This is a genomic window from Wolbachia endosymbiont of Anurida maritima (genome assembly GCF_042182995.1).
In the GTDB taxonomy this organism is placed as follows: domain Bacteria; phylum Pseudomonadota; class Alphaproteobacteria; order Rickettsiales; family Anaplasmataceae; genus Wolbachia.
On sequence record NZ_CP102058.1, the window covers coordinates 937,711 to 957,063 of the forward strand.

The window sequence follows — 19,353 nt, forward strand, 5'->3', positions numbered from 1 at the left end:
GCAATATTTGTGATAAAATAATAGCTTAAGGTTGAGAGTAAAAATTTATGAGTGAAGCTCAAGGTCCAAACATTGCAGAATGGCAAGCGCAGCAGCAACACCAAGAAGCTGCTGGTGAGAAAAGTGGTTTTGGTCTTGGTCATAGTGACTCTGTTTCAACAGTCGTGGATGGAATGAAATGGTTGTTCAATTTTCATGAAGGAGCAATTGCTGCTTATAGTAACGTGTTTGAAGGTTTGGTGAGTGGCAGTAGTCTAGTAACACTGTTTGGAAAGTCAGGTAATATGTTTGGCATAAAACTTCTTGAAGGCCTTGCAGAATATTTTTCAGGTGGAGGTGGGGAAGATATGCCATCAGAAGGAATGGATATGGCTCATGGTGATGATGGACATCACTCAGATGATTACCCTCATGCCAATAACGAAATAGCTCATAATGCTGATGGTTTGCAAGACATGCATGATGCAGGTGATCACCATGGTCAATCTTTTTCACCTGGTCCTTCACCATCTGTTGGCGATGACCACGGACATGAACTTGGTTAAACGCTTAAAAACTATTGAATAGTTGGGTTCGCAAGAAAAGTTGCTATTGTTATGAGTTTGTCTTAGTGAAAAAGGTTTCAGTTTTAGGATCAACAGGAAGCATTGGAAAAAAGACTGTAGATTTGCTCTCAAAGAGAAAAGAAGAATACCAAGTGGAAGCACTAAGTGCCCATTCGAACTTTGCTCTACTGGCACACCAAGCAAAGCTGCTAAATGCAAAATATGTTGCTATCTCCGATGAAAGGCTTTACAAAGATTTGAAAGAAAGTTTACTTGGTACAGATGTAAAAATAGCAATTGGTGCTACAAATGTTGCTGCTATACCTGTTGATCTCTCAGTCGTTGCAATAGTTGGCATTGCAGGCCTTGGGCCAGTTATGAAAGTTATAGAAAGCGGTACCAAAGTCATTGCATTGGCAAACAAAGAAAGCATTGTTTGCGGTGGAAAGTTATTACTCAAAAAAGCTAAAGAAAAAAATGTACAAATAATCCCTATTGACTCTGAGCACAATGCAATTTTTCAAGTTTTGCAAAATGACGATAAATGCGTAGAAAAGATCATACTTACTGCTTCTGGTGGACCATTCTTAAATTATAGCCTTGAGCAATTAAAAAATGTTATGGTAGATAAGGCGCTTAGTCACCCTACTTGGAATATGGGAAAGAAAATCTCGGTTGATAGCGCAACAATGATGAATAAGGCACTAGAGATAATAGAAGCACATAACTTATTTAATATCAGCCCGAATAAAATTGAAGCAGTAGTGCATCCTGAGTCAATAGTACATGGAATTGTAACTTATAAGGATGGGTTCAACTTTGCTGTGCTTGCAGAAACTGACATGGCAATTCCTATTTCATATGCTCTATCTTGGCCGGAAAGATCAGCTTTAAATTATAAACTAGACCTAACAAAGCAAGGAAAATTGACCTTTCAAGAGCCAGACCATAAGCATTTCCCTGTGCTAAAGCTTAGCATGGAAGTGTTAAACTCTTTTGCTCCACAAACAAACAGTATTGTGCTCAATGCTGCAAATGAAGTAGCTGTTAATGAATTTTTGAAGTCACGAATCGGCTTTTTAGAAATAGTAGAGGTAGTGGAATCAACAATGGAAAATTTTGATAGTTATACTGATATTAATTCACTATCTGATATAATAAATATTGATTGTGAAAGTCGTATTATTGCTAATAAAATTGTTGAAAGTAAAGTTGTTGCATATAGCTAGAGTAATGTAACCAGACTGCACTCTGTGATTTTTAGCAAAACACGATCTTTCATTTGAGCTTTCTTCAATTTAAAGTAAATACAGAAAATTGCTGCCTATAGCTAAACTGACTTAGATTTACCGACAATCGTCATCCCTCTACTTGTTAGCGGCTAAGAGATACCGCGAATGAATCGCGGTATGACGGTTCGCGGCGGCATAGCTATAGCTATTTTCAAAAATATGGTTGAATAATTGTTAATAATAGTGTATAATTATTAATATTTTTAAGCACTTTGGCTATGGCTTTATCTAAGTTTCTCGACCCTAAGCTGGATTTAACCTTTAAAAGAATCTGTAGGGTCGAGAACTGGCGCGCCTCCTTTAGGGTTTAGTGGCTATTCCGTCGTTTTCACTGTGGGCCTCAATCCAAATTCCCATGTTAACGTTTCCAGCTCCCGCCTCGTCAAACGCAGCATCCGCACTACGCTTTCCTAGCAGATTCTTTACCAAAGTTTATAACATATTGTACTGGTGATGCTTTCGGTTTGTAATACCTTATTCTGTAGTCTGAATATAGACCCAGCGTTTTGTATATCCATTCGCTACTCCATTTCTTCCAACCAAACCCTTTCTTTGCTTTCCTGGCTCGCATTAAATTGCGTCTTACCTTCTTTTCCACCCAGTGTTTTACGTAACTGAACTTTCGACTAGAGTTTCCTATCCTAAAGTAGTTTACCCACCCTCTCAATATCGGATTGATGTCATTTATCACTCTTTTTATCGGTTGCGATTTATGGCGCCGAAATATTTCCTTCAACTTGCGTAGCAGGTTTGTTCGTGCTTTCATCTGCGGTGTTTTCTTGACATTCCACTTTCCTTGTTTTGTGATATTCTCTTGAAAATCAAACCCTAGGAAGCTAAATGTTTCTCCTTTCTTTAGGTTGATGACTTTTGTCTTTTCTTCATTTACGCTCACTTCTAGTTTTGCTAATTCTTCTTCCAACCTTCTGTATACTGCTCTTTCTAGCCATTCCCGTTTCGGGTGTTCACTAATCAGTATCACTAAATCGTCTGCCCATCTGGCATATTCCATACGTTGGTACTTTCCTTCTTTGGTCACCTCTTTTGCTTTCTCCAACATTTTATCTACCTCATTTAGGTATATATTGCTTAGTAGTGGCGAAAGTGGTGATCCTTGTGCTATTCCTCGTTTTCCTCCTGTTTTGAGGATTAGCTTAATCATGCGCATGATTTCTTTGTCATTTATTCTTTTGGCAATCTTTTCCATCAGAATATGATGTCGCACATTGTCGAAGTAGGATTTCAGATCTACGTCAATTACTTTTGTATTGCCTTTGATTGCTGCTTCCGTTACTTTTTGTACTGCTTCATGCGCATTACGCTTAGGTCTATATCCCATAAGTGTTGAAAGTATCAAAAATAACGTGATATGAGATGATCAACGGCATGTAAATTACCTCCCGACAGTAAAACAATCGAACGTATAAAAGAGTCATTTAGATCCAATGTGAATTGCAGTAATGCTATTTTGAACCCATGTAGATTATTTTTGATTTTATAAACAAGAAATAACAAAGCCGTAATAATAATCATGTAAATATACACCTTCATGCCATTCATAGTATGGCTTAAAAAGTGCTTATATCCAAGATTTTGCTTTATAAATTTAAAGAACACTTCTATATCCCATCTGCGCCTATATAGCTCTGTTACTTCATAAGCTGGCATTTCAAACAAGTTTGTCAAAAACCATATTTCATCTCCAATTTTATTTCTGATTTTTATTAGCCGTAGATCATGCTTTTCTGCCACTTTACCTCGTGCACGATAAAGATTAACTATTATATCTTCTAAAATCTCTGATCCATCCGATTTTTGTTCTCTTATAACTTTGTTCCTGCTTATAACATCATGTTTTCTTCCCACTTTAACTCTTGTGATAAATTTGTACTCCTTTTCATCAAATTCGGCAAAAGTTCCAACTTTTCTGATTCCTCTATCAAATAATAAAATATCCTCTTTTTCAACTTTAGCTTCATTAATTGCTCTCACTAATGCTATATCTTCACTACTTTCTTCTTGTCCTTTACAAAATCTTATACTTGTCGGCAATTGATCCTTTAATCCTACACTCACTTTAACTTGACTGTCGTTACTTTTACCGCCTATTTTTAGCCCATCTTTTATGAGATATCCCGATAAATTTATGATCGTCGAATCAAACTTATGTAAGTTATTTGATGTTTTTTGGGGTAATAGCTTTTTAATCTTGCTCATCAAATCAATATATACTCCCTTAAAATATTCTGGATTTATAACTTTTAACCTTTTTGACAAACCACTGTATGTTACTGTACTTTTATCGCTATTCTTATCCATTATACACCTGTTTATTACCATTTCTAGCGCTCTTAGGCTTGTTTTTTGCCCCATTAATATTAACTTCATTAGACCTTTAAATATAATCTTGCCCAACAATTTAGTATTACATTTATCTACTTCACTTAATTTTCCTAGCCTTTCTAAATCCTCATCTTTTATTAAATTTAGTACTCTTTCTATTTGATCCATTATTGCCTCCATTTTCTTGCAATAATAGTTCTTTATGTCTTTTTTGTGTTACTTTCAACACTTATGCATACACTCCCTAAAGCATTCATTTTTCAATAGAGTAACCACTTCTTTTTTAATTTTCTCTCTTTTTTTCTCCTATCTCTACTCGCTATGCAACAAAGCCGTCTTGGCTAGATCTTTATCATCAAGAGCCTCAAATAAATCAACCTCTTCTTCACTTAGATGTGAGCCGTAGCGTTCTCTATAAAGTTCTTTTGCCCTGTTTTCAAAATATTCAGCCAAGTTGTTAATCCAATCATCATTAGGCTGCTTTTGGATGAATTCTTCCTTGATCTCGTCTGTTGATATTCCATATGCTACAATTATTTCCTTAAACTTTTCTGTTGCTTTGTCTTTCTCTTCTTGGCTTTTGTCTGAGTGTTTGTCAGGGTGCCATTTGAGTGCAAGCTTGTGATATGCCTTCTTGATCTCTTCTGTTTTTTCACTCTCTGGTAATTCTAGTACTTTAAATGCTTCTTTACGTGTTTTTGGAATCATACTCACCCCCCCAATCAAATTAATTTAGTATAATACTATACCAGTTTAACCCACAAAAATCAAACGAATATTTTCAAAACAGTGCTAAACTTAAGCTGCTATGACAAGAACAGTTGACGTATTACTACCACTTCCAATTGATCAGTTATTTTCATATGCAATTGAGGAAAATACTGAAATTTCAATTGGAGATTACGTGGTGGTGCCATTTGGCAAAAAACGCTTGATCGGGATAGTTTGGAGATATAGTGACAAGAGCGATCGGAAATTAAAATTTATTGAGCAAAAAATCGATCTACCAAATATTAGACCAAAATTGATCGCATTTGCAGAGTGGGTTGCGCAGTATAACTTAATACCTATTGGTATGCTTGCAAAAGTGATAATGGGAGGAGTGTTAAAAGTAAATCACATAGATAAATTGGTTTGTGCTAAGCAGAAGCAGGAAATAAGTGAAATAAGTTGCCAATTAAACCCTGAACAGCAGATAGCTAGCGATAAAATAATCAGCAGTTTGAATGAGTATTCAGTGACTTTGCTTGACGGTGAGACAGGATCTGGAAAAACAGAAGTTTACTTATCCGTAGTTGCAAAATTGGTAGAAACTGTAAACAGTGCACAAATTTTAATCCTCCTACCTGAAATTGTTTTAACTTCACAATTGGTAAATCGTATTCGCAGTCAGATATCAAGAAACTTAGCTGAGTGGCATTCGGGGCTCACTCCAAAAACTCGCCGGAATAACTGGCTCAGTGTGGCAAACGGAAATGCACAAATAATTATTGGAGCGCGGTCAGCGCTTTTTTTGCCTTATAAAAACCTAAAATTGATTATCGTTGATGAAGAGCACGACTCATCTTTTAAACAAGAACAGGGAATTATATATAATGCTCGAGATATGGCGATAATCTTAGCCAAATTTGAAAATATTCCAATAATTTTATCATCAGCTACTCCACTACTTGAAACCATTCATTATGCTAAAATAGGCAATTACAATCATGTAAAGTTAACTAAACGATTTGGTGGTGCAGAATTGCCACTCATTAAAGTAGTGGATATGAGAAGCAACAAGCAATGGATCTCCTCTGAGCTTTTTGAAAGCATCAAACAAACCATAGAGAAAAAACAGCAGGTTATGCTTTTTCTAAACCGCAGAGGGTATGCACAACTGGCAGTTTGTAAAAAGTGTGGATATAAAATTTCCTGCTTAAATTGTGCTGTTTGGCTTACATATCACAAGAAAAAAAATGCTCTTTTGTGCCATCATTGCTCTTATCAATTGAAACTTCCAGAAAAATGTTCTAATTGCCAAAGTGAACAGTCATTGTCACTTTATGGCGTAGGAATTGAAAGGTTACTTGAAGAAATGGTGAAATTAATACCAAACGCAAAAACTGCGATGATAAGCAGCGATCAGAAGTCGGTTAGTAACGTAATTGACTTGGTACTGAAAGAAGAGGTGAACATTATAATCGGCACACAAATAATTGCTAAGGGGCACAATTTCCCCAAATTAACTTTGGTTGGAGTAATGAATGCAGATTTGAGTCTCGAAAATTCTGATTTAAGAGCAGCGGAAAAGACGTATCAATTGTTGCACCAAGTTGCAGGCAGGTCAGGAAGGTTTAATGAAAAAGGAATGGTAATAGTGCAAACCAATAATCCTGAAAGTTCAATAATAAAAGCATTGCTACACCAAAAAAGGGATTCATTTTATGAAATCGAACTTGAGTCAAGACGCGAAGCCAAAATGCCACCATTTAGCAGATTAATAGCGCTTATAATTTGTGGTAAGAATCAGATTGCAACACAAAAAGCAGCGAATGAAATAGTAAAATCTCTTCTCTGTCATCCAAGTAGCTCAACTACTTGTATCCAGGAAAAAAATGTAGGTGCAGACAAAAAGGAATTTGAAATTCTTGGCCCATCACCAGCAGCGATAAATTTTTTAAATAATAAGTATCGGTATAGGGTGTTGCTAAAAATACACAATAAGCACAGTTTATCCATACAAAAAAAGCTGAAATGTTGGATTAGAAATTGTAACTTGAATTCGAGTATTGCAGTGATAATAGATGTTGATCCTGTGAGTTTTTTTTAACGAGTTCCGTTAAGCCTTCTTGCCAATTATCACAACATTCTCACTGGGAAAAAAATAATCAGGTACAGCCATATTTTTCGGTGCAGGACCCCCAATTACTCGGCCTGATGTATCATAATATGAGCCGTGGCAAGGACAGAACCAACCATTACCATCTCTTGTAGTGTGGTCAACCGGCACACACCCAAGATGTGTACATATTCCGATCATGATTAACCATTCGTCTTTTCCTTTGTGTACTCTCTGTTCATCTGATTGAGGGTCCCTCAAGTTCTCTGTATTTACAGCTCTTGCAACCTCAATTTCTTGCTTTGTGCGTCTACGAATGAATACTGGTTTACCTTGCCACTTTACTTTTACTCCGTGTCCTTCCTGAATTCCAGACAAATTCACTTCCACTGTGGAAGTTGCTAGAACTTCAGCAGAAGGATTCATAGATTTAACCAGTGGCCAAAGTCCACTTGCAGCTCCTATACCTGCCATAGCGCATGTAGTTAATGTTATAAAATCTCTCCTACTCTTATTTTTAGTAAGATCTTTAACAGGAGGTGTTTTTTTATCCTCTTTGTCTGCCAGTGATTTTTTATTTTTAGTTAAATGTTTGTCCATTAATCTTTACTTAGCCATAAGTATATATTTTAATTTAAATACTGCGTATTAATCAACAAAAACTTGCGCTTTTTGTTTAACCTGTACTACAGTTGAGAAGAGATAGAGTTTTCAACTTCAGAAATACTATCTTCAGTGGAATCAGGATCTTCAATTTTCGCTACTGACACCACCTTTTCTCTACTTTCTGTTTTAAATAGAGTTACTCCCTGAGTGCTACGTCCTGCAATCCTGATATCATTTACTGAAATACGAATTAACTTTCCTTTATCTGTAATAAGCATTATATTATCACCCTGCTCAACTGGAAAACTAGCAATAACATTACCGTTTCTGCTAGTAGTAAGAATATTGGTGATACCAACACCACCCCTGTTAGTTATTCTATACTCATACGCAGAAGTTCTTTTACCAAAGCCATTTTCGGTAATAGTTAATATAAACTCCTCATTCACTGCAAGTTTTAAGAATAATTCGTTATCTATTCCTAAATCATTCAAAGTCTTTTCCAATTTAGAATCAATGGAGTTATTAATTGCAGTTCCCAGTCTTTTTGCAAGTGGAACTTTTAAGTAAAGTTCTTTTGTTTCTGTTGCTACACCTATCCCATTTAATATGGTCATGGATATCACGCTGTCATTCTTTGCAAGTTTGATACCTCTTACGCCATCTGAATTGCGACTCTTAAATTGACGCACGTCACTTACAACAAATCTGATACTTTTTCCAAGCATTGTTGAAAGTAAAACATGATCAATTTCATTGCATACTTTAACCGATATTAATTTGTCTCCTTCATCGAGCTTTATTGCTATTTTTCCATTACTTGGAATATAGTGAAAATCCGCTAAAGAGTTGCGCCTTATGTTCCCATGAGCAGTAGCAAAAACTATGTTTTGATTTTCGTCATTTTCACTTGGCAATGGCATGATATTAGTTATAGTTTCACCATCGCTAAGCGGAAATATGTTAACAAGCGCTCTTCCACGTGCAGTTGGTTCTGCAAGAGGTAACTTATAAACTTTTAATCTATAAACTCGACCAATGTTAGAGAAGAACAAAACACTAGTGTGAGTATTTGTCACAAATAATTCTGTAATTACGTCTTCCTCTTTTAATCCCTGTCCTAGCTTTCCTTTTCCACCACGACGCTGAGTTCTATAGTGAGAAAGTTTCACACGCTTGATATAACCATTCATAGTTACGGTTATCACCATATCCTCTTGTGGAATTAGATCTTCAGCTTCAATGTCCGTATCTGATTCCTCTATTGAAGTTTTTCGCGGCACAGCAAATCTGTTCTTTATTTCTTGTAGATTGTTTTTTATTTCTTTCATCAACTTCTCTCCTGAGCCAAGAAAAGCGATATATTCTTTTATCAGGTTGATCATTGAACTTAGCTCAGCTTCTAATTTGTCTTTTTCAAGACCTGTTAAACGCTGCAGTTTCATATCAAGGATAGCCTTAATTTGTAGCTCAGTTAATCTATACACTCCGTCTTTCAAAAAGCTTGCGCTATCTGAAATCAACTCAATAATAGTGTTGATTTCATTCGAAGTTTTCCATTCTTTATTTAAAAGTTCTCTACTTGCTTCCGCAGGATCTTTTGCACTACGGATGATTTTTATCACTTCATCTATGCTGAGGACCGCAATGTAGAGTCCTATATATATATGAGCTTTTTCTCTCGTTTTTCTTAGACGAAATTCTGTTCTTCGAATTAATACTTCTTTTCTAAAATCAATAAAGGCCTCTATGATTTCTTTTAATGACATCAAAGCAGGCCTGTTGTTATTGAGCACTAAAGTGTTAACACTAAAACTACTTCTTAGTGGAGTTAGTCCCAATATTTGATTAAGTATAAAACTTGCTTCAGCATTCCTTCTGAGGTCAATTACTACTCTAATACCAGACTTATCGGATTCATCCCTAATTTCTGTTATGCCATCAATTCTTTTTTCTTTTACAAGCTCACCTACCTTCTCAATTAATTTTACTTTATTTACCTGGTAAGGTATTTCATCAATCACTATTGCTTGCCTATCTTGTGGCAAGTCTTCCATGTGAGTCTTGCCTTGCACAACAATTGATCCACGACCCGTTGCAAATGCTGATCTTATTCCAGACCTTCCAAGAATCGTTCCCCCAGTTGGGAAATCCGGCCCTGGCATCACTTCAAGTAACTCATCCAAAGTAACTTCAGGATTATCTATATATAACATACAAGCATCTATTATTTCTCCAAGGTTGTGAGAAGGAATATTGGTTGCCATACCAACTGCAACACCGCTTGCACCATTTACCAATAGATTCGGAAATTCTGCAGGCAGTACAACAGGCTCTGTTTCATTTCCATCATAGTTTGGCCTAAAATCAACTGTATCTTCATCAATATCATTCAGTAAGAAGTGCGACACTTTGTGAAGCCTTGCTTCTGTGTATCGCATTGAAGCTGCTGGATCGCCATCTATTGAACCGAAATTACCTTGCCCATCAATAAGAGGCAAAAGAAGAGACCAATCTTGAGCCATTCTGACTAATGAAGCATAAATTGCTCCATCTCCGTGAGGATGGTATTTTCCCATTACATCCCCTACTATACGAGCTGCCTTTTTATATGGCTTACCGGCATCGAATCCAGCTCTCGACATTGCATATAATATGCGCCTATGAACAGGTTTAAATCCATCTCGCACGTCAGGTATAGCCCGGCTTATGATAACGCTCATTGCGTAGGAAAGATAAGAATCTTCCAGCTCTTTTACTATTGAGATTGGTACTATATTATCCTGCATTTTCTATACTTTGATCGAAGTAATTAATAATACTAACATTTAGTTAAGCAAATGGGCGATGACAGACTTGAACTGCCGACCTCCTCGGTGTAAACGAGATGCTCTACCAGCTGAGCTAATCGCCCCTTTAATCTAATTCTATAGCTCAATATTATTATTGTAAACAAAAATAGCGATGTAGAGCTTTTATGAAATCTTTGAGTGCGTGCTGTGGAGTTTTATAAATTTTAGTCTTGCTGTCACTTTGTATAAAGGTATTTTTTCACTCACATCTTTCGAAGTTGTAGCCATGTTCAACAACTTTAAGTAGAATATTGTAGCATTTTTAAAATCTGAAAGTTTATCTAGAATAACAGCTAAATTATAGGTATAAAAAATATTGTTTTCATCAAGGGAAATAGCAGTTGTCATATATTCTTTAGCTTTTACATAATCCTCCTTTTTCATATAAATCAGACCTAAATTTACTAATAAAGGAGCATAATTTTTATGTATATCATACAATTTCAACATTTCACTCAACGCCAGATCAGGATCATATTGTGAGATTATCGTCAGAAAATTTTTTAATATGTAAGGGTTACTAGGGTATTCTTTTAACAGTCTTGTGTAAATCTCTACAGCTTTTTTGTATTCTTTATTAGCGTAATAAATATTTCCCAATCCAATTAAAGCATTTTTATGATAAGGAAACTTTGCGATAATCTGATTAAGGAGAGAAATAGCTGTTTCATTATCTCCTGACTCAAAGGAATCTTTTGCTTTTTTAAAAGTAGAGTATATGTCAAAACTCTTGCCAGAATTCTGCGAAATTTTGATATTAAATTTGTCACTTTTTCTCTCAATAACATCAAGATCTTTATATTTTTTATCAGCTTTTATATGCTTGACAACATTATCAAAGGCCTTTTGTATCTCCAAATTTTCACTAGCATAGGTAACAGAAGACCTCCATAAAATCACAACGCAAATTAACATGCAGGTAAACATAGGTCCTAGTGTTGTGGCATTGGCTGCAGTGTGTAACCAGTAAACCTTATTTCTTTGAGCTATNTGCAACACATTACAAATTCATAAATGCTAAATTACCTATCTCATACAATAATAAAGATATTATTAATTAGTGGGACGAATATGCTGTGTAGAACGCACTTATCTTTTGTCTTCTATATTTCGCTTCATTTCCACAAAAATGCTTCAATTTATCTTAACATTTTGTCAATTACCTTTGTAGATTTAAAAGGGCATTTTTACATATTCCATATGGCTGCCAATTGCACCCCTCACATGCGTACTCGAATTTCTCTAAAGACATTTTCTCTCTAATCTTTTTTACTGCCTCATTCCAAGTTAAAGTCTCGCCAATTTTTACTCCTAAAATTTCCATATGCCTTCTATCTAGCTCTAAAACTTTAGCTTGTGTGGTGCATTTACCTTGTTTAGTCTGATTTGGGCAAGCACTACAAATACTATCAAGGTTACCAACTACTTCGATTTGAGTACTAACCACTTCACTTGCTATCTTCCTATAATTTTCTACAAAACCCTGAGAATACCCATACCCTTGAAATGCAAGAGTGCACATAAAATGATGAGGGCGAAGTTTTATCATCTTTTCAAATATTGCAAAGCTGCTACAAGTAGAAAAATTTTTACCAAACCAGGAAGGATAAATGGTAAAACACCCACCATTATTGCTTGTCTTAGACCCAAGTAAACAGCAAGCCAACTAACACCACAAATAAAGATTATAACTGTACCAGCCAGACAACTTAAAGAATTACACACAAATGATTTATATTTAGAGTTCAGTAATTCATTTACTTTGCTCATTACCATAACGGCAGCTAAACAGCCAATTAAATATCCACCTGTTGGTCCGAGAAAAATGTGATAACCACCAGAAAAATTCGCAAAAACAGGCAATCCTGCTGCACCAAGTGATAGATATGTAAGCACAGAATAAAATGCTGTTCTGCAGTTAAATTTAAGCCCAATAAGCATCACTCCTAAAGTTTGCAATGTGATAGGCACAGGCTGCAATGGTATGCTTATTTGAGCCATCAAGAATAAAAGTAAAACGCAAGACAATATTTCAGCCAGTGTTGATCTACTGCTAGATTGTGTTATAAACATACCTTCCCAATAAAAATAACTTATTAAATGTAATATATGTGTATAAGAGGTTTTGCAATTTAAATTTTGCTCATATTGTGCTACAATGAATTATTTATGCACTATTAAATTAAAAATGATAAGCAAACAGGGTCTATTATTGTTGATGAAAGCAAGGCACAGTGGGCGTTCATACGATCCTACAAGGGCAATATCTCAGGAAGAAATGGATATTTTAATAGAAGCTGTAAGGCTGACTCCTTCATGTTTTGGTGATGAACCTTGGAGATATGTGATATGCAACAAACAAAACAATCAAAGCGCATGGGGAAAATTGCTCAATTGCCTTGATGAATCTAATCAAAAATGGGCAAAAGATGCACAAGTGTTAATCATATCTTTAAGTGCTAAAAACTTCCGCAAACAAGGTAAAGGAGAAAATCTTTGGGCTAGTCACGATACTGGTGCAGCAAATTATGCACTTATGCTACAGGCTGCAGCTATGAACTTAATGGCTCATCAAATGGGTGGATTTGATAGAGATAAAATAGTAGAAAGATTCGATATATCCGATGATTTTAATGTAACGTCAGTAATAGCAGTTGGTTATGAGGAAAAGGGTGCTGAAGTCAAAGANAAAAAAAGGAGACCAATAGAAGAAATATTTTTTTATGATGAGTGGCCAAAAACCAGTTAACTTACTTTGACCATTCCTCTCTGAGTACCTTAAAAATAAGATTATCTGGCAAGTAATTTTTTTTCATTGTACCTTTTTCAATTGCTTGCCAGTCTTTCCATGAAAGCTTCTCGCTTCCAAGTTCATAGTCCATACCGTCCCACACGTCTTCACGAAAACTATAAACAGCAAAGTGCCAATTATATTCATTAAAAATAGAAACAAGATCTTGGAAATAGCGCTCTAATCCTTTTGAAGAACGATGTCCACCAAATTCTCCAACAAGTATTCTATAGCTTGGTATTTTATGTTTTTTTTGGAAAATACTCACAGGTTNCATATATGATCTGAGTGTGTCTCTATCCCAGTACTCTGTTTTATTTGTGTCAGCAGAACGAATATATCCTGGATAGAAAAATCTTCCTTGATTTAGTTTTAAATTTGTATAAGCAAAGGGCTCATACATGTGAAAAGAATAAAGAATATTAGAATCATCAGCTGGTTTAAATTTATCAAAAGCATTAGAGTCAGCATAACTGCTGCTATCAAGTATTATTGGTGTCTCTGAGTCAATTTGGCGGATACTATCCACCACGCTGCTATAAAAGCTAAATAGATTCTTCTGAACTTTGCTTTGCTCTACATTATAAATAGCCGAATCTGCGATATTATAAAGCCTCTCTGGATGTGGTTCATTTAAGATATTATATCCAACAATAGCAGGATGATCTTTAAGTTCTCTTGCAAGATCTTGCCAAAATTTTGCTGCTTGTTTTTGAAAAGCTTGATCTGACCATAAACGTAAATCATCTTTATCATTGTTATTTTGCTTCCACCTAGATCCAGGCAAGCTGAGCATCGTTAAGACTACTGGTATTTTTTGTTGATGAAAAGCATCTAAAACATCTTTCAGAACTTTCAGGTCTTTGGAAATCAGGCCCTGATAATTGTCTGCATTGCCTAAGAGGAAGTCACGTTGCGTAGTTTCAAATTTGTCAGGAGCAAGACGAATAAAACCGATTTTGTATTCCTTTGCTGCTTCGATTAACTCATTATCAATTTTTCTGTTAAAAACATTTGCTCCCTTTCTAACCTCAGCTTGCCAAAAGAGCATTTTGCTGTTCTCCGGTATTGACTTAGCACTCACATTACAGAAAACTATAGAATACAAAACAGCTGTAATTAGAAGAAAAATTTTCACTTATGTACATTTTATTATGGTGATAAGTAACTTAACAGATAAGGTTCCGCTTGTAAAGATGCACGGAACTGGTAACAACTTCGTTATCATAGACTCACGTTCAGCAAATGATTTAAATTGGAACTATAAAAAAATTGCTAACCAAAACGGTTGCGATCAAGTCATAGTGATAACAAACTCCAGTTTAGCCGATTGCTTTATGCATATCTATAATGCTGATGGTAGCAAAGCTGAAATGTGCGGAAATGCAGCACGTTGCGTTGGATATTTGCTAATGTCAGAAAAAGGTGCTGAATACTCCATTATTGAACTAACAAACAACCGCATTTTAGAGTGTTTTAAAGTGGGTGATAAATCCATAAAGGTTAACATGGGTAAGCCTTTGCTAAAATGGTATGAAATTCCCTTGTCTACTGAGTGTAACACTCTTCACTTACCTATAGAGGTTGAAATGCTAAAAGACCCAGTTGCAGTAAATATTGGTAATCCTCACATAGTTTTTTTTGTTGATAACATAAGCGAAATACCGTTGCAAAATTTAGGACCAAAGCTAGAAAATCAAGAATTATTTCCTCAGAAAACAAATGTTAGTATTGCACAAATAGAAAAATCTGGAAAAATAGCTTTAAGGGTTTGGGAAAGGGGTACAGGCATTACTGCATCATGCGGTAGTGCAGCTTGTGCAGCACTTGTTGCATCCACACTACGTGGATATCTGACTGCCCAACAGACTTCAGTAGATTTACCAGGAGGTAAGTTATTAATCGAATGGGCAAATAACGTATTCATGACCGGTGATATAGGGTTTTTGTAACCCTAATTCTAGTGATGCATTACTTCCAAAACTTTTTTACCAATCACCGCAGGAGTCTCTGCAATTGCAATTCCAGCGCTTCGCATAACTTCTAGCTTTGCACCAGCACTTCCACCACTGGAAGAGATGATTGCTCCAGCGTGTCCCATACGTCTTCCTGGAGGTGCTGTTTGACCTGCTACAAAACCAACGATTGGCTTTTTAGTTTTTTCTGTTTTCACAAAATGTGATACATCTTCTTCTTCGTTTCCACCTATTTCACCAATAACTACAACACCATGAGTATCATCATCTTTTAAAAAGAGCTCCATACAGTCGACAAATGTCATACCATGAACTGGATCTCCCCCAATTCCGATACACGTGGATTGACCAAGACCAACAGCAGTTGTTTGTGCTACTGCTTCGTAAGTTAAAGTTCCAGAGCGAGACATAATTCCTATGTGTCCACGCTTATGGATATGGCCAGGCATAATTCCTATTTTGCATTCTTCAGGTGTAATAATTCCCGGACAGTTGGGACCAATCAATCGACTTTTTGAATCAACAAGCGCGCGCTTAACTTTCACCATATCAAGTATAGGAATGCCCTCTGTAATACAAACTATCAATTCTATTTTTGCATCTATTGCTTCAAGTATTGCAGCAGCAACAAATTTAGCAGGTACATATATAACTGTAGCATTTGCACCGGTCTTTTCTTTTGCTTCTGCTACAGTATTAAAAACCGGTAAATTAAGGTGAGTGCTACCACCCTTTCCAGGAGTTACACCTCCCACCATTTTTGTCCCGTAGTCAATAGCTTGCTCTGAATGAAACGTACCTTGTGCACCAGTAAAACCCTGGCATATTAATCTTGTATCTTTATTTACTAAAACGGACATGCTTTATTTTACCTCTTTTACTATCTTTTGCGCAGCATCACCCAGTTCATCTGCAGCAATAATATTTAATCCCGACTCTTCTAAAATTTTTTTTCCTTCTTCAAAATTAGTACCTGATAATCTAACCACTAGAGGAACTTTAATGCTCATTTCTTTTGCAGCAGCAACAATTCCACTTGCAATAATATCGCAACGCATTATACCACCAAATATGTTAACCAGAATTCCTTTTACGTTGCTATCAGACAATATAATTTTAAATGCTTCAGTTACAGTTTCTTTACTTGCTCCACCACCAACATCCAAAAAGTTAGCAGGCTCTGCTCCGTAGTATTTTATTATATCCATTGTTGCCATAGCAAGACCTGCACCGTTTACCATGCAACCAATACTGCCATCCATTTTGATGTAACTGAGCCCATACTTTGAAGCCTCTATCTCTTCTTTCACTTCTTCATCATAATCACGAAGTTCCATAATTTCTGGGTGACGATATAAAGCATTGTCATCGAAATTAATTTTCGCATCGAGCGCAATAAAATCTCCAGAATTTGTTTCAACCAGTGGATTAATTTCAATTTGGCTTGCATCAGTTGCAATAAACGCATCATATATATTTTTTGCAACATTTGTTATTTTTTCTATTTGTTCTGAACTCAAATTAAAACTGCTGCTCAACTTGCTGCTATCAAAGCTTGTAGCAGAATCAATATCAAATTTCACAATTTTTGCGGGAGAATTTTTCGCCACTTCTTCAATGTCCATTCCACCTTCTGAGGAAAATATGAATATTGGCCTACTGAGCTTCGGGTCGATCACCAGGCTTAAATAATACTCTTTCTTAATGCTTGAGCCTTCTTCAACGTACACTTTTCTTACTTGCTGCCCGCTTGGCCCTGTTTGATGAGTAACTAAAGTCGTACCAATCATGTCCTTTACAAACTGTTGAGCTTCTTCAACTGACTTTGCTAGCTTTACACCACCGGCTTTACCCCTACCACCTGCATGAATTTGAGCTTTAACTACAAACACGTCAGATTTTAATTGACTTACTTGAGTCTTTACTTCTTCCGCAGATGTAGCAACAAAACCTTTTGGCACTGGGACATTAAATTTATGCAAAACTTCTTTCGCTTGATATTCGTGAATATTCATAAAATAACCAATGATAAACTATTAACTTGAGTACAAACTACCAACCATAACGCTGCCTTCTGCACTCTTGTTGGTACCTCTTTTTTTTAGCTTCAGCTTTCTTTTTAGCTCTTTTTTCTGATTTTTTTTCATGATATTGTTTTTTCATTTTCAACCCTCTTCCTTCCTTTTGAATTGTTTTTTTCAATACTGGAAGAGCTCTGTCTACATCACCATAATGGACTGATACTTCTATCAAACTCTATACCTCCTTCGGTAATCATTTCAAAATCTATTTATAAATTAGAAAATTAACATTGTCAATTATTTTATAAACTTGAGCGTTAAAATGTAATATGCCGTAATTTACATGGCAAATGATGTCATTCCAGTGTCAGCTACTTGCTTACTGATGGAGATTGCTCTTATGTTACAGCGTTCTTACAATTATACTAACATCGGGGCGGAGAGATTTGAACTCCCGACCCTTTGGTCCCAAACCAAATGCGCTACCAGGCTGCGCTACGCCCCGACTTCTTTACTCAGGGTATCAATAACTCAGGCAAAATGCAAGATTCATTTGTTTACTTTAGAAAAAATATAATACGAGATTTAATATTATCTTAGAATATGTTTTTTATTAGCTCCTCTTTAACAACAGACTGCTTCGTAGAGAGTCTACAGAGTTTTTGTGCGCGCAACACTGAACCAGATTTCTTTATCTTAGCCATATTTAAAAATCTAGCTACACCAATTGGTGAAAGTTAGTGCAGCAACCACAGCGGTATCGACTCTTAAAATTCTTTTTCCTAGACTCAATTTTTGACAAAACTTATCGGCAAGATCAAGTTCATAAGATGAAAAACCACCTTCAGGGCCAACAATAATAGCAACATTTTTCTTACCTTTCAGCACTTTATCAGCTTTACCTGTTTCATCACATAAAACAAAATTTTTACTCTGGGAATCAGGTAATTCGCAAAAGTTAATAGGAGGCAAAATCTCTGGTATACTTATCCTACCGGATTGTTCCGCTGCTTCGATTGCTTGTAATTTTGCTCTACTTAGGTTAATATTTTTTACCACTGTACGTTCCGTTGAAATAAATTGAATGCAGATTACTCCCATTTCAGTTGCCTGTCTTACTATGTTGTTCAAAGCAGCACTTTTTACCATGGCACAATACAGGTATAAATTTTCCTCATATTGCTGTTGTTTAGTGCATTCTTTGGGTGTAACTTCTGTCAATTTACGCGATATATTAACTACTTCTCCTAACCATTCTCCATCTTTTCCATTAAAAAGAGAGAGATTATCATACTTCTTAAGCCGCATTACATTGCAAATATAGTGACTTTGTTGTGGATTAAGTGCTAAACTCACGCCTTGTGATAAAGCTTCTTCAACATAGAGCCTAATTTTTCCCATTCAAAACTTTAATTATATTCTACTTGAGTGACTCTTACGGGATTTGAACCCGTGTTACCACCGTGAAAGGGTGGTGTCCTAACCACTAGACGAAAGAGTCAACTTGAATCTAACTAGGTTATATCGATTACATATATAAAGTCAATTCAATTATTTTGAATCACATAGTTAGAGGGATATATCAGTAATCTTATATCGACAGCCTCCTATTACTCCATGCTCAATACTCACTGAACCTATCTCAGATTTAGGAGCTAATTCTAATTGTTGTTCAACTTTTGTATCGGAATCATAGCCAGAATCGTAGCCAGAATCTCTACGCTCATATTTCTGCCTTATTTCTTCTACACTAAAGCCAGCCTTGGTCTTAATTTTTTGATCATTAGTCTGTTGCTGACTTATCGACTTATTAGCACTTAGCTCATTTAGCTTCACTTGCCAATCATTCACTTTATCTTGCACTAACCCATGGCAAGTTCCAGAATTAGCTTTTATGTCTTTTGCTTTTCTTTCTGCTCTTTTCTTGGACAAATCTACCCTAGCATAAATAGGTTCTGACGACTGTTCTGGCTCTTTCTGTTTTAGGCTAGTAGGCTTTTTTTGTTCTGAAAGGGCTTTGTTGCATAGCGAGTAGAGATAGGAGAAAAAAAGAGAGAAAATTAAAAAAGAAGTGGTTACTCTATTGAAAAATGAATGCTTTAGGGA

At 35.9% G+C, this 19,353-nt stretch carries 18 protein-coding genes, 3 tRNA genes and 1 pseudogene; 5 read left to right on the top strand and 17 right to left on the bottom strand.

Features of this window, described 5'->3' with window-relative positions:
• Positions 1 to 47: 47 nt before the first annotated feature.
• Together NOX90_RS05060 and dxr are read left to right on the top strand one after the other, a co-directional pair.
• On the top strand, positions 48 to 545 hold the full coding sequence (locus tag NOX90_RS05060) for a hypothetical protein (RefSeq protein ID WP_265043335.1): 498 nt from the start codon (positions 48 to 50) through the stop codon (positions 543 to 545).
• A gap of 65 nt (positions 546 to 610) precedes the next feature.
• A complete protein-coding gene (gene dxr, locus NOX90_RS05065; protein ID WP_375603776.1) occupies positions 611 to 1,774 on the top strand; it encodes a 1-deoxy-D-xylulose-5-phosphate reductoisomerase in 1,164 nt (387 codons plus the stop codon).
• Positions 1,775 to 2,237: 463 nt separating this feature from the next.
• Here dxr and NOX90_RS05070 read toward each other — a convergent pair whose 3' ends face one another.
• The 3 genes from NOX90_RS05070 to NOX90_RS05080 all read right to left on the bottom strand — a co-directional run bounded on the left by NOX90_RS05070 (position 2,238) and on the right by NOX90_RS05080 (position 4,888).
• The gene (locus tag NOX90_RS05070) at positions 2,238 to 3,176 is read right to left on the bottom strand and encodes a reverse transcriptase domain-containing protein (RefSeq protein ID WP_375603777.1); all 939 of its coding nucleotides are present in this window, start codon (positions 3,174 to 3,176) and stop codon (positions 2,238 to 2,240) included.
• Positions 3,177 to 3,190: 14 nt separating this feature from the next.
• Complete coding sequence (locus NOX90_RS05075; protein ID WP_253303197.1) at positions 3,191 to 4,360, bottom strand: IS4 family transposase; 1,170 nt, start codon at positions 4,358 to 4,360, stop codon at positions 3,191 to 3,193.
• Positions 4,361 to 4,492: 132 nt separating this feature from the next.
• On the bottom strand, positions 4,493 to 4,888 hold the full coding sequence (locus tag NOX90_RS05080; protein ID WP_375603778.1) for a DnaJ domain-containing protein: 396 nt from the start codon (positions 4,886 to 4,888) through the stop codon (positions 4,493 to 4,495).
• Between the two features lie 100 nt (positions 4,889 to 4,988).
• On the opposite strand from NOX90_RS05080, the gene priA reads away from it, so the two are divergent.
• The gene (gene priA, locus NOX90_RS05085) at positions 4,989 to 6,992 is read left to right on the top strand and encodes a primosomal protein N' (protein WP_375603779.1); all 2,004 of its coding nucleotides are present in this window, start codon (positions 4,989 to 4,991) and stop codon (positions 6,990 to 6,992) included.
• A gap of 9 nt (positions 6,993 to 7,001) precedes the next feature.
• Here priA and petA read toward each other — a convergent pair whose 3' ends face one another.
• The 6 genes from petA to NOX90_RS05115 all read right to left on the bottom strand — a co-directional run bounded on the left by petA (position 7,002) and on the right by NOX90_RS05115 (position 12,532).
• Positions 7,002 to 7,601 carry a ubiquinol-cytochrome c reductase iron-sulfur subunit gene (petA, locus tag NOX90_RS05090; protein ID WP_375603780.1) on the bottom strand — a complete coding sequence of 200 codons (600 nt, stop codon included), beginning with the start codon at positions 7,599 to 7,601 and terminating at the stop codon, positions 7,002 to 7,004.
• Positions 7,602 to 7,687: 86 nt separating this feature from the next.
• On the bottom strand, positions 7,688 to 10,396 hold the full coding sequence (gene gyrA / locus NOX90_RS05095; protein WP_375603781.1) for a DNA gyrase subunit A: 2,709 nt from the start codon (positions 10,394 to 10,396) through the stop codon (positions 7,688 to 7,690).
• A gap of 52 nt (positions 10,397 to 10,448) precedes the next feature.
• Positions 10,449 to 10,521: transfer RNA gene (locus NOX90_RS05100), tRNA-Val, on the bottom strand.
• A gap of 61 nt (positions 10,522 to 10,582) precedes the next feature.
• Positions 10,583 to 11,458 (bottom strand): tetratricopeptide repeat protein, encoded by an 876-nt coding sequence (locus NOX90_RS05105; protein WP_375603782.1) that lies wholly within the window; start codon positions 11,456 to 11,458, stop codon positions 10,583 to 10,585.
• Positions 11,459 to 11,618: 160 nt separating this feature from the next.
• A complete protein-coding gene (locus NOX90_RS05110; RefSeq protein WP_375603783.1) occupies positions 11,619 to 12,008 on the bottom strand; it encodes a DUF1284 domain-containing protein in 390 nt (129 codons plus the stop codon).
• Entirely contained in the window at positions 12,005 to 12,532 is a 528-nt protein-coding gene (locus NOX90_RS05115) for a biotin transporter BioY (RefSeq protein WP_375603784.1), read from the bottom strand. The genes NOX90_RS05110 and NOX90_RS05115 overlap by 4 nt, the downstream gene beginning before the upstream one ends.
• A gap of 85 nt (positions 12,533 to 12,617) precedes the next feature.
• Between NOX90_RS05115 and NOX90_RS05120 the strand changes: the two genes are divergently transcribed.
• Positions 12,618 to 13,208 (top strand): nitroreductase family protein, encoded by a 591-nt coding sequence (locus NOX90_RS05120; RefSeq protein ID WP_375604611.1) that lies wholly within the window; start codon positions 12,618 to 12,620, stop codon positions 13,206 to 13,208.
• Between the two features lies 1 nt (position 13,209).
• On the opposite strand, the gene NOX90_RS05125 is transcribed toward NOX90_RS05120, so the two are convergent.
• Positions 13,210 to 14,301, bottom strand: a complete 1,092-nt coding sequence (locus NOX90_RS05125) for a glycoside hydrolase family 5 protein (RefSeq protein WP_375603785.1) — start codon at positions 14,299 to 14,301, stop codon at positions 13,210 to 13,212.
• Positions 14,302 to 14,404: 103 nt separating this feature from the next.
• Here NOX90_RS05125 and dapF point away from each other — a divergent pair, with 103 nt between their 5' ends.
• The gene (dapF, locus tag NOX90_RS05130) at positions 14,405 to 15,202 is read left to right on the top strand and encodes a diaminopimelate epimerase (RefSeq protein WP_375603786.1); all 798 of its coding nucleotides are present in this window, start codon (positions 14,405 to 14,407) and stop codon (positions 15,200 to 15,202) included.
• An 8-nt stretch (positions 15,203 to 15,210) separates the two neighbouring features.
• Here the strand turns inward: dapF and sucD are convergent, their stop codons facing one another.
• The 7 genes and pseudogenes from sucD to NOX90_RS05165 form a co-directional block, all read right to left on the bottom strand.
• Complete coding sequence (gene sucD / locus NOX90_RS05135) at positions 15,211 to 16,086, bottom strand: succinate--CoA ligase subunit alpha (protein ID WP_375603787.1); 876 nt, start codon at positions 16,084 to 16,086, stop codon at positions 15,211 to 15,213.
• Between the two features lie 3 nt (positions 16,087 to 16,089).
• The gene (sucC, locus tag NOX90_RS05140; RefSeq protein ID WP_375603788.1) at positions 16,090 to 17,241 is read right to left on the bottom strand and encodes an ADP-forming succinate--CoA ligase subunit beta; all 1,152 of its coding nucleotides are present in this window, start codon (positions 17,239 to 17,241) and stop codon (positions 16,090 to 16,092) included.
• A 37-nt stretch (positions 17,242 to 17,278) separates the two neighbouring features.
• Complete coding sequence (rpsU, locus tag NOX90_RS05145; RefSeq protein WP_006279819.1) at positions 17,279 to 17,479, bottom strand: 30S ribosomal protein S21; 201 nt, start codon at positions 17,477 to 17,479, stop codon at positions 17,279 to 17,281.
• 199 nt (positions 17,480 to 17,678) lie between these two features.
• A tRNA-Pro gene (locus NOX90_RS05150) sits at positions 17,679 to 17,752 on the bottom strand.
• 209 nt (positions 17,753 to 17,961) lie between these two features.
• Entirely contained in the window at positions 17,962 to 18,648 is a 687-nt protein-coding gene (locus NOX90_RS05155; RefSeq protein WP_006279818.1) for a 16S rRNA (uracil(1498)-N(3))-methyltransferase, read from the bottom strand.
• A gap of 28 nt (positions 18,649 to 18,676) precedes the next feature.
• A tRNA-Glu gene (locus NOX90_RS05160) sits at positions 18,677 to 18,748 on the bottom strand.
• 68 nt (positions 18,749 to 18,816) lie between these two features.
• Positions 18,817 to 19,260, bottom strand: a pseudogene (locus NOX90_RS05165) (hypothetical protein); the annotation flags it as partial.
• Positions 19,261 to 19,353 lie beyond the last annotated feature (93 nt).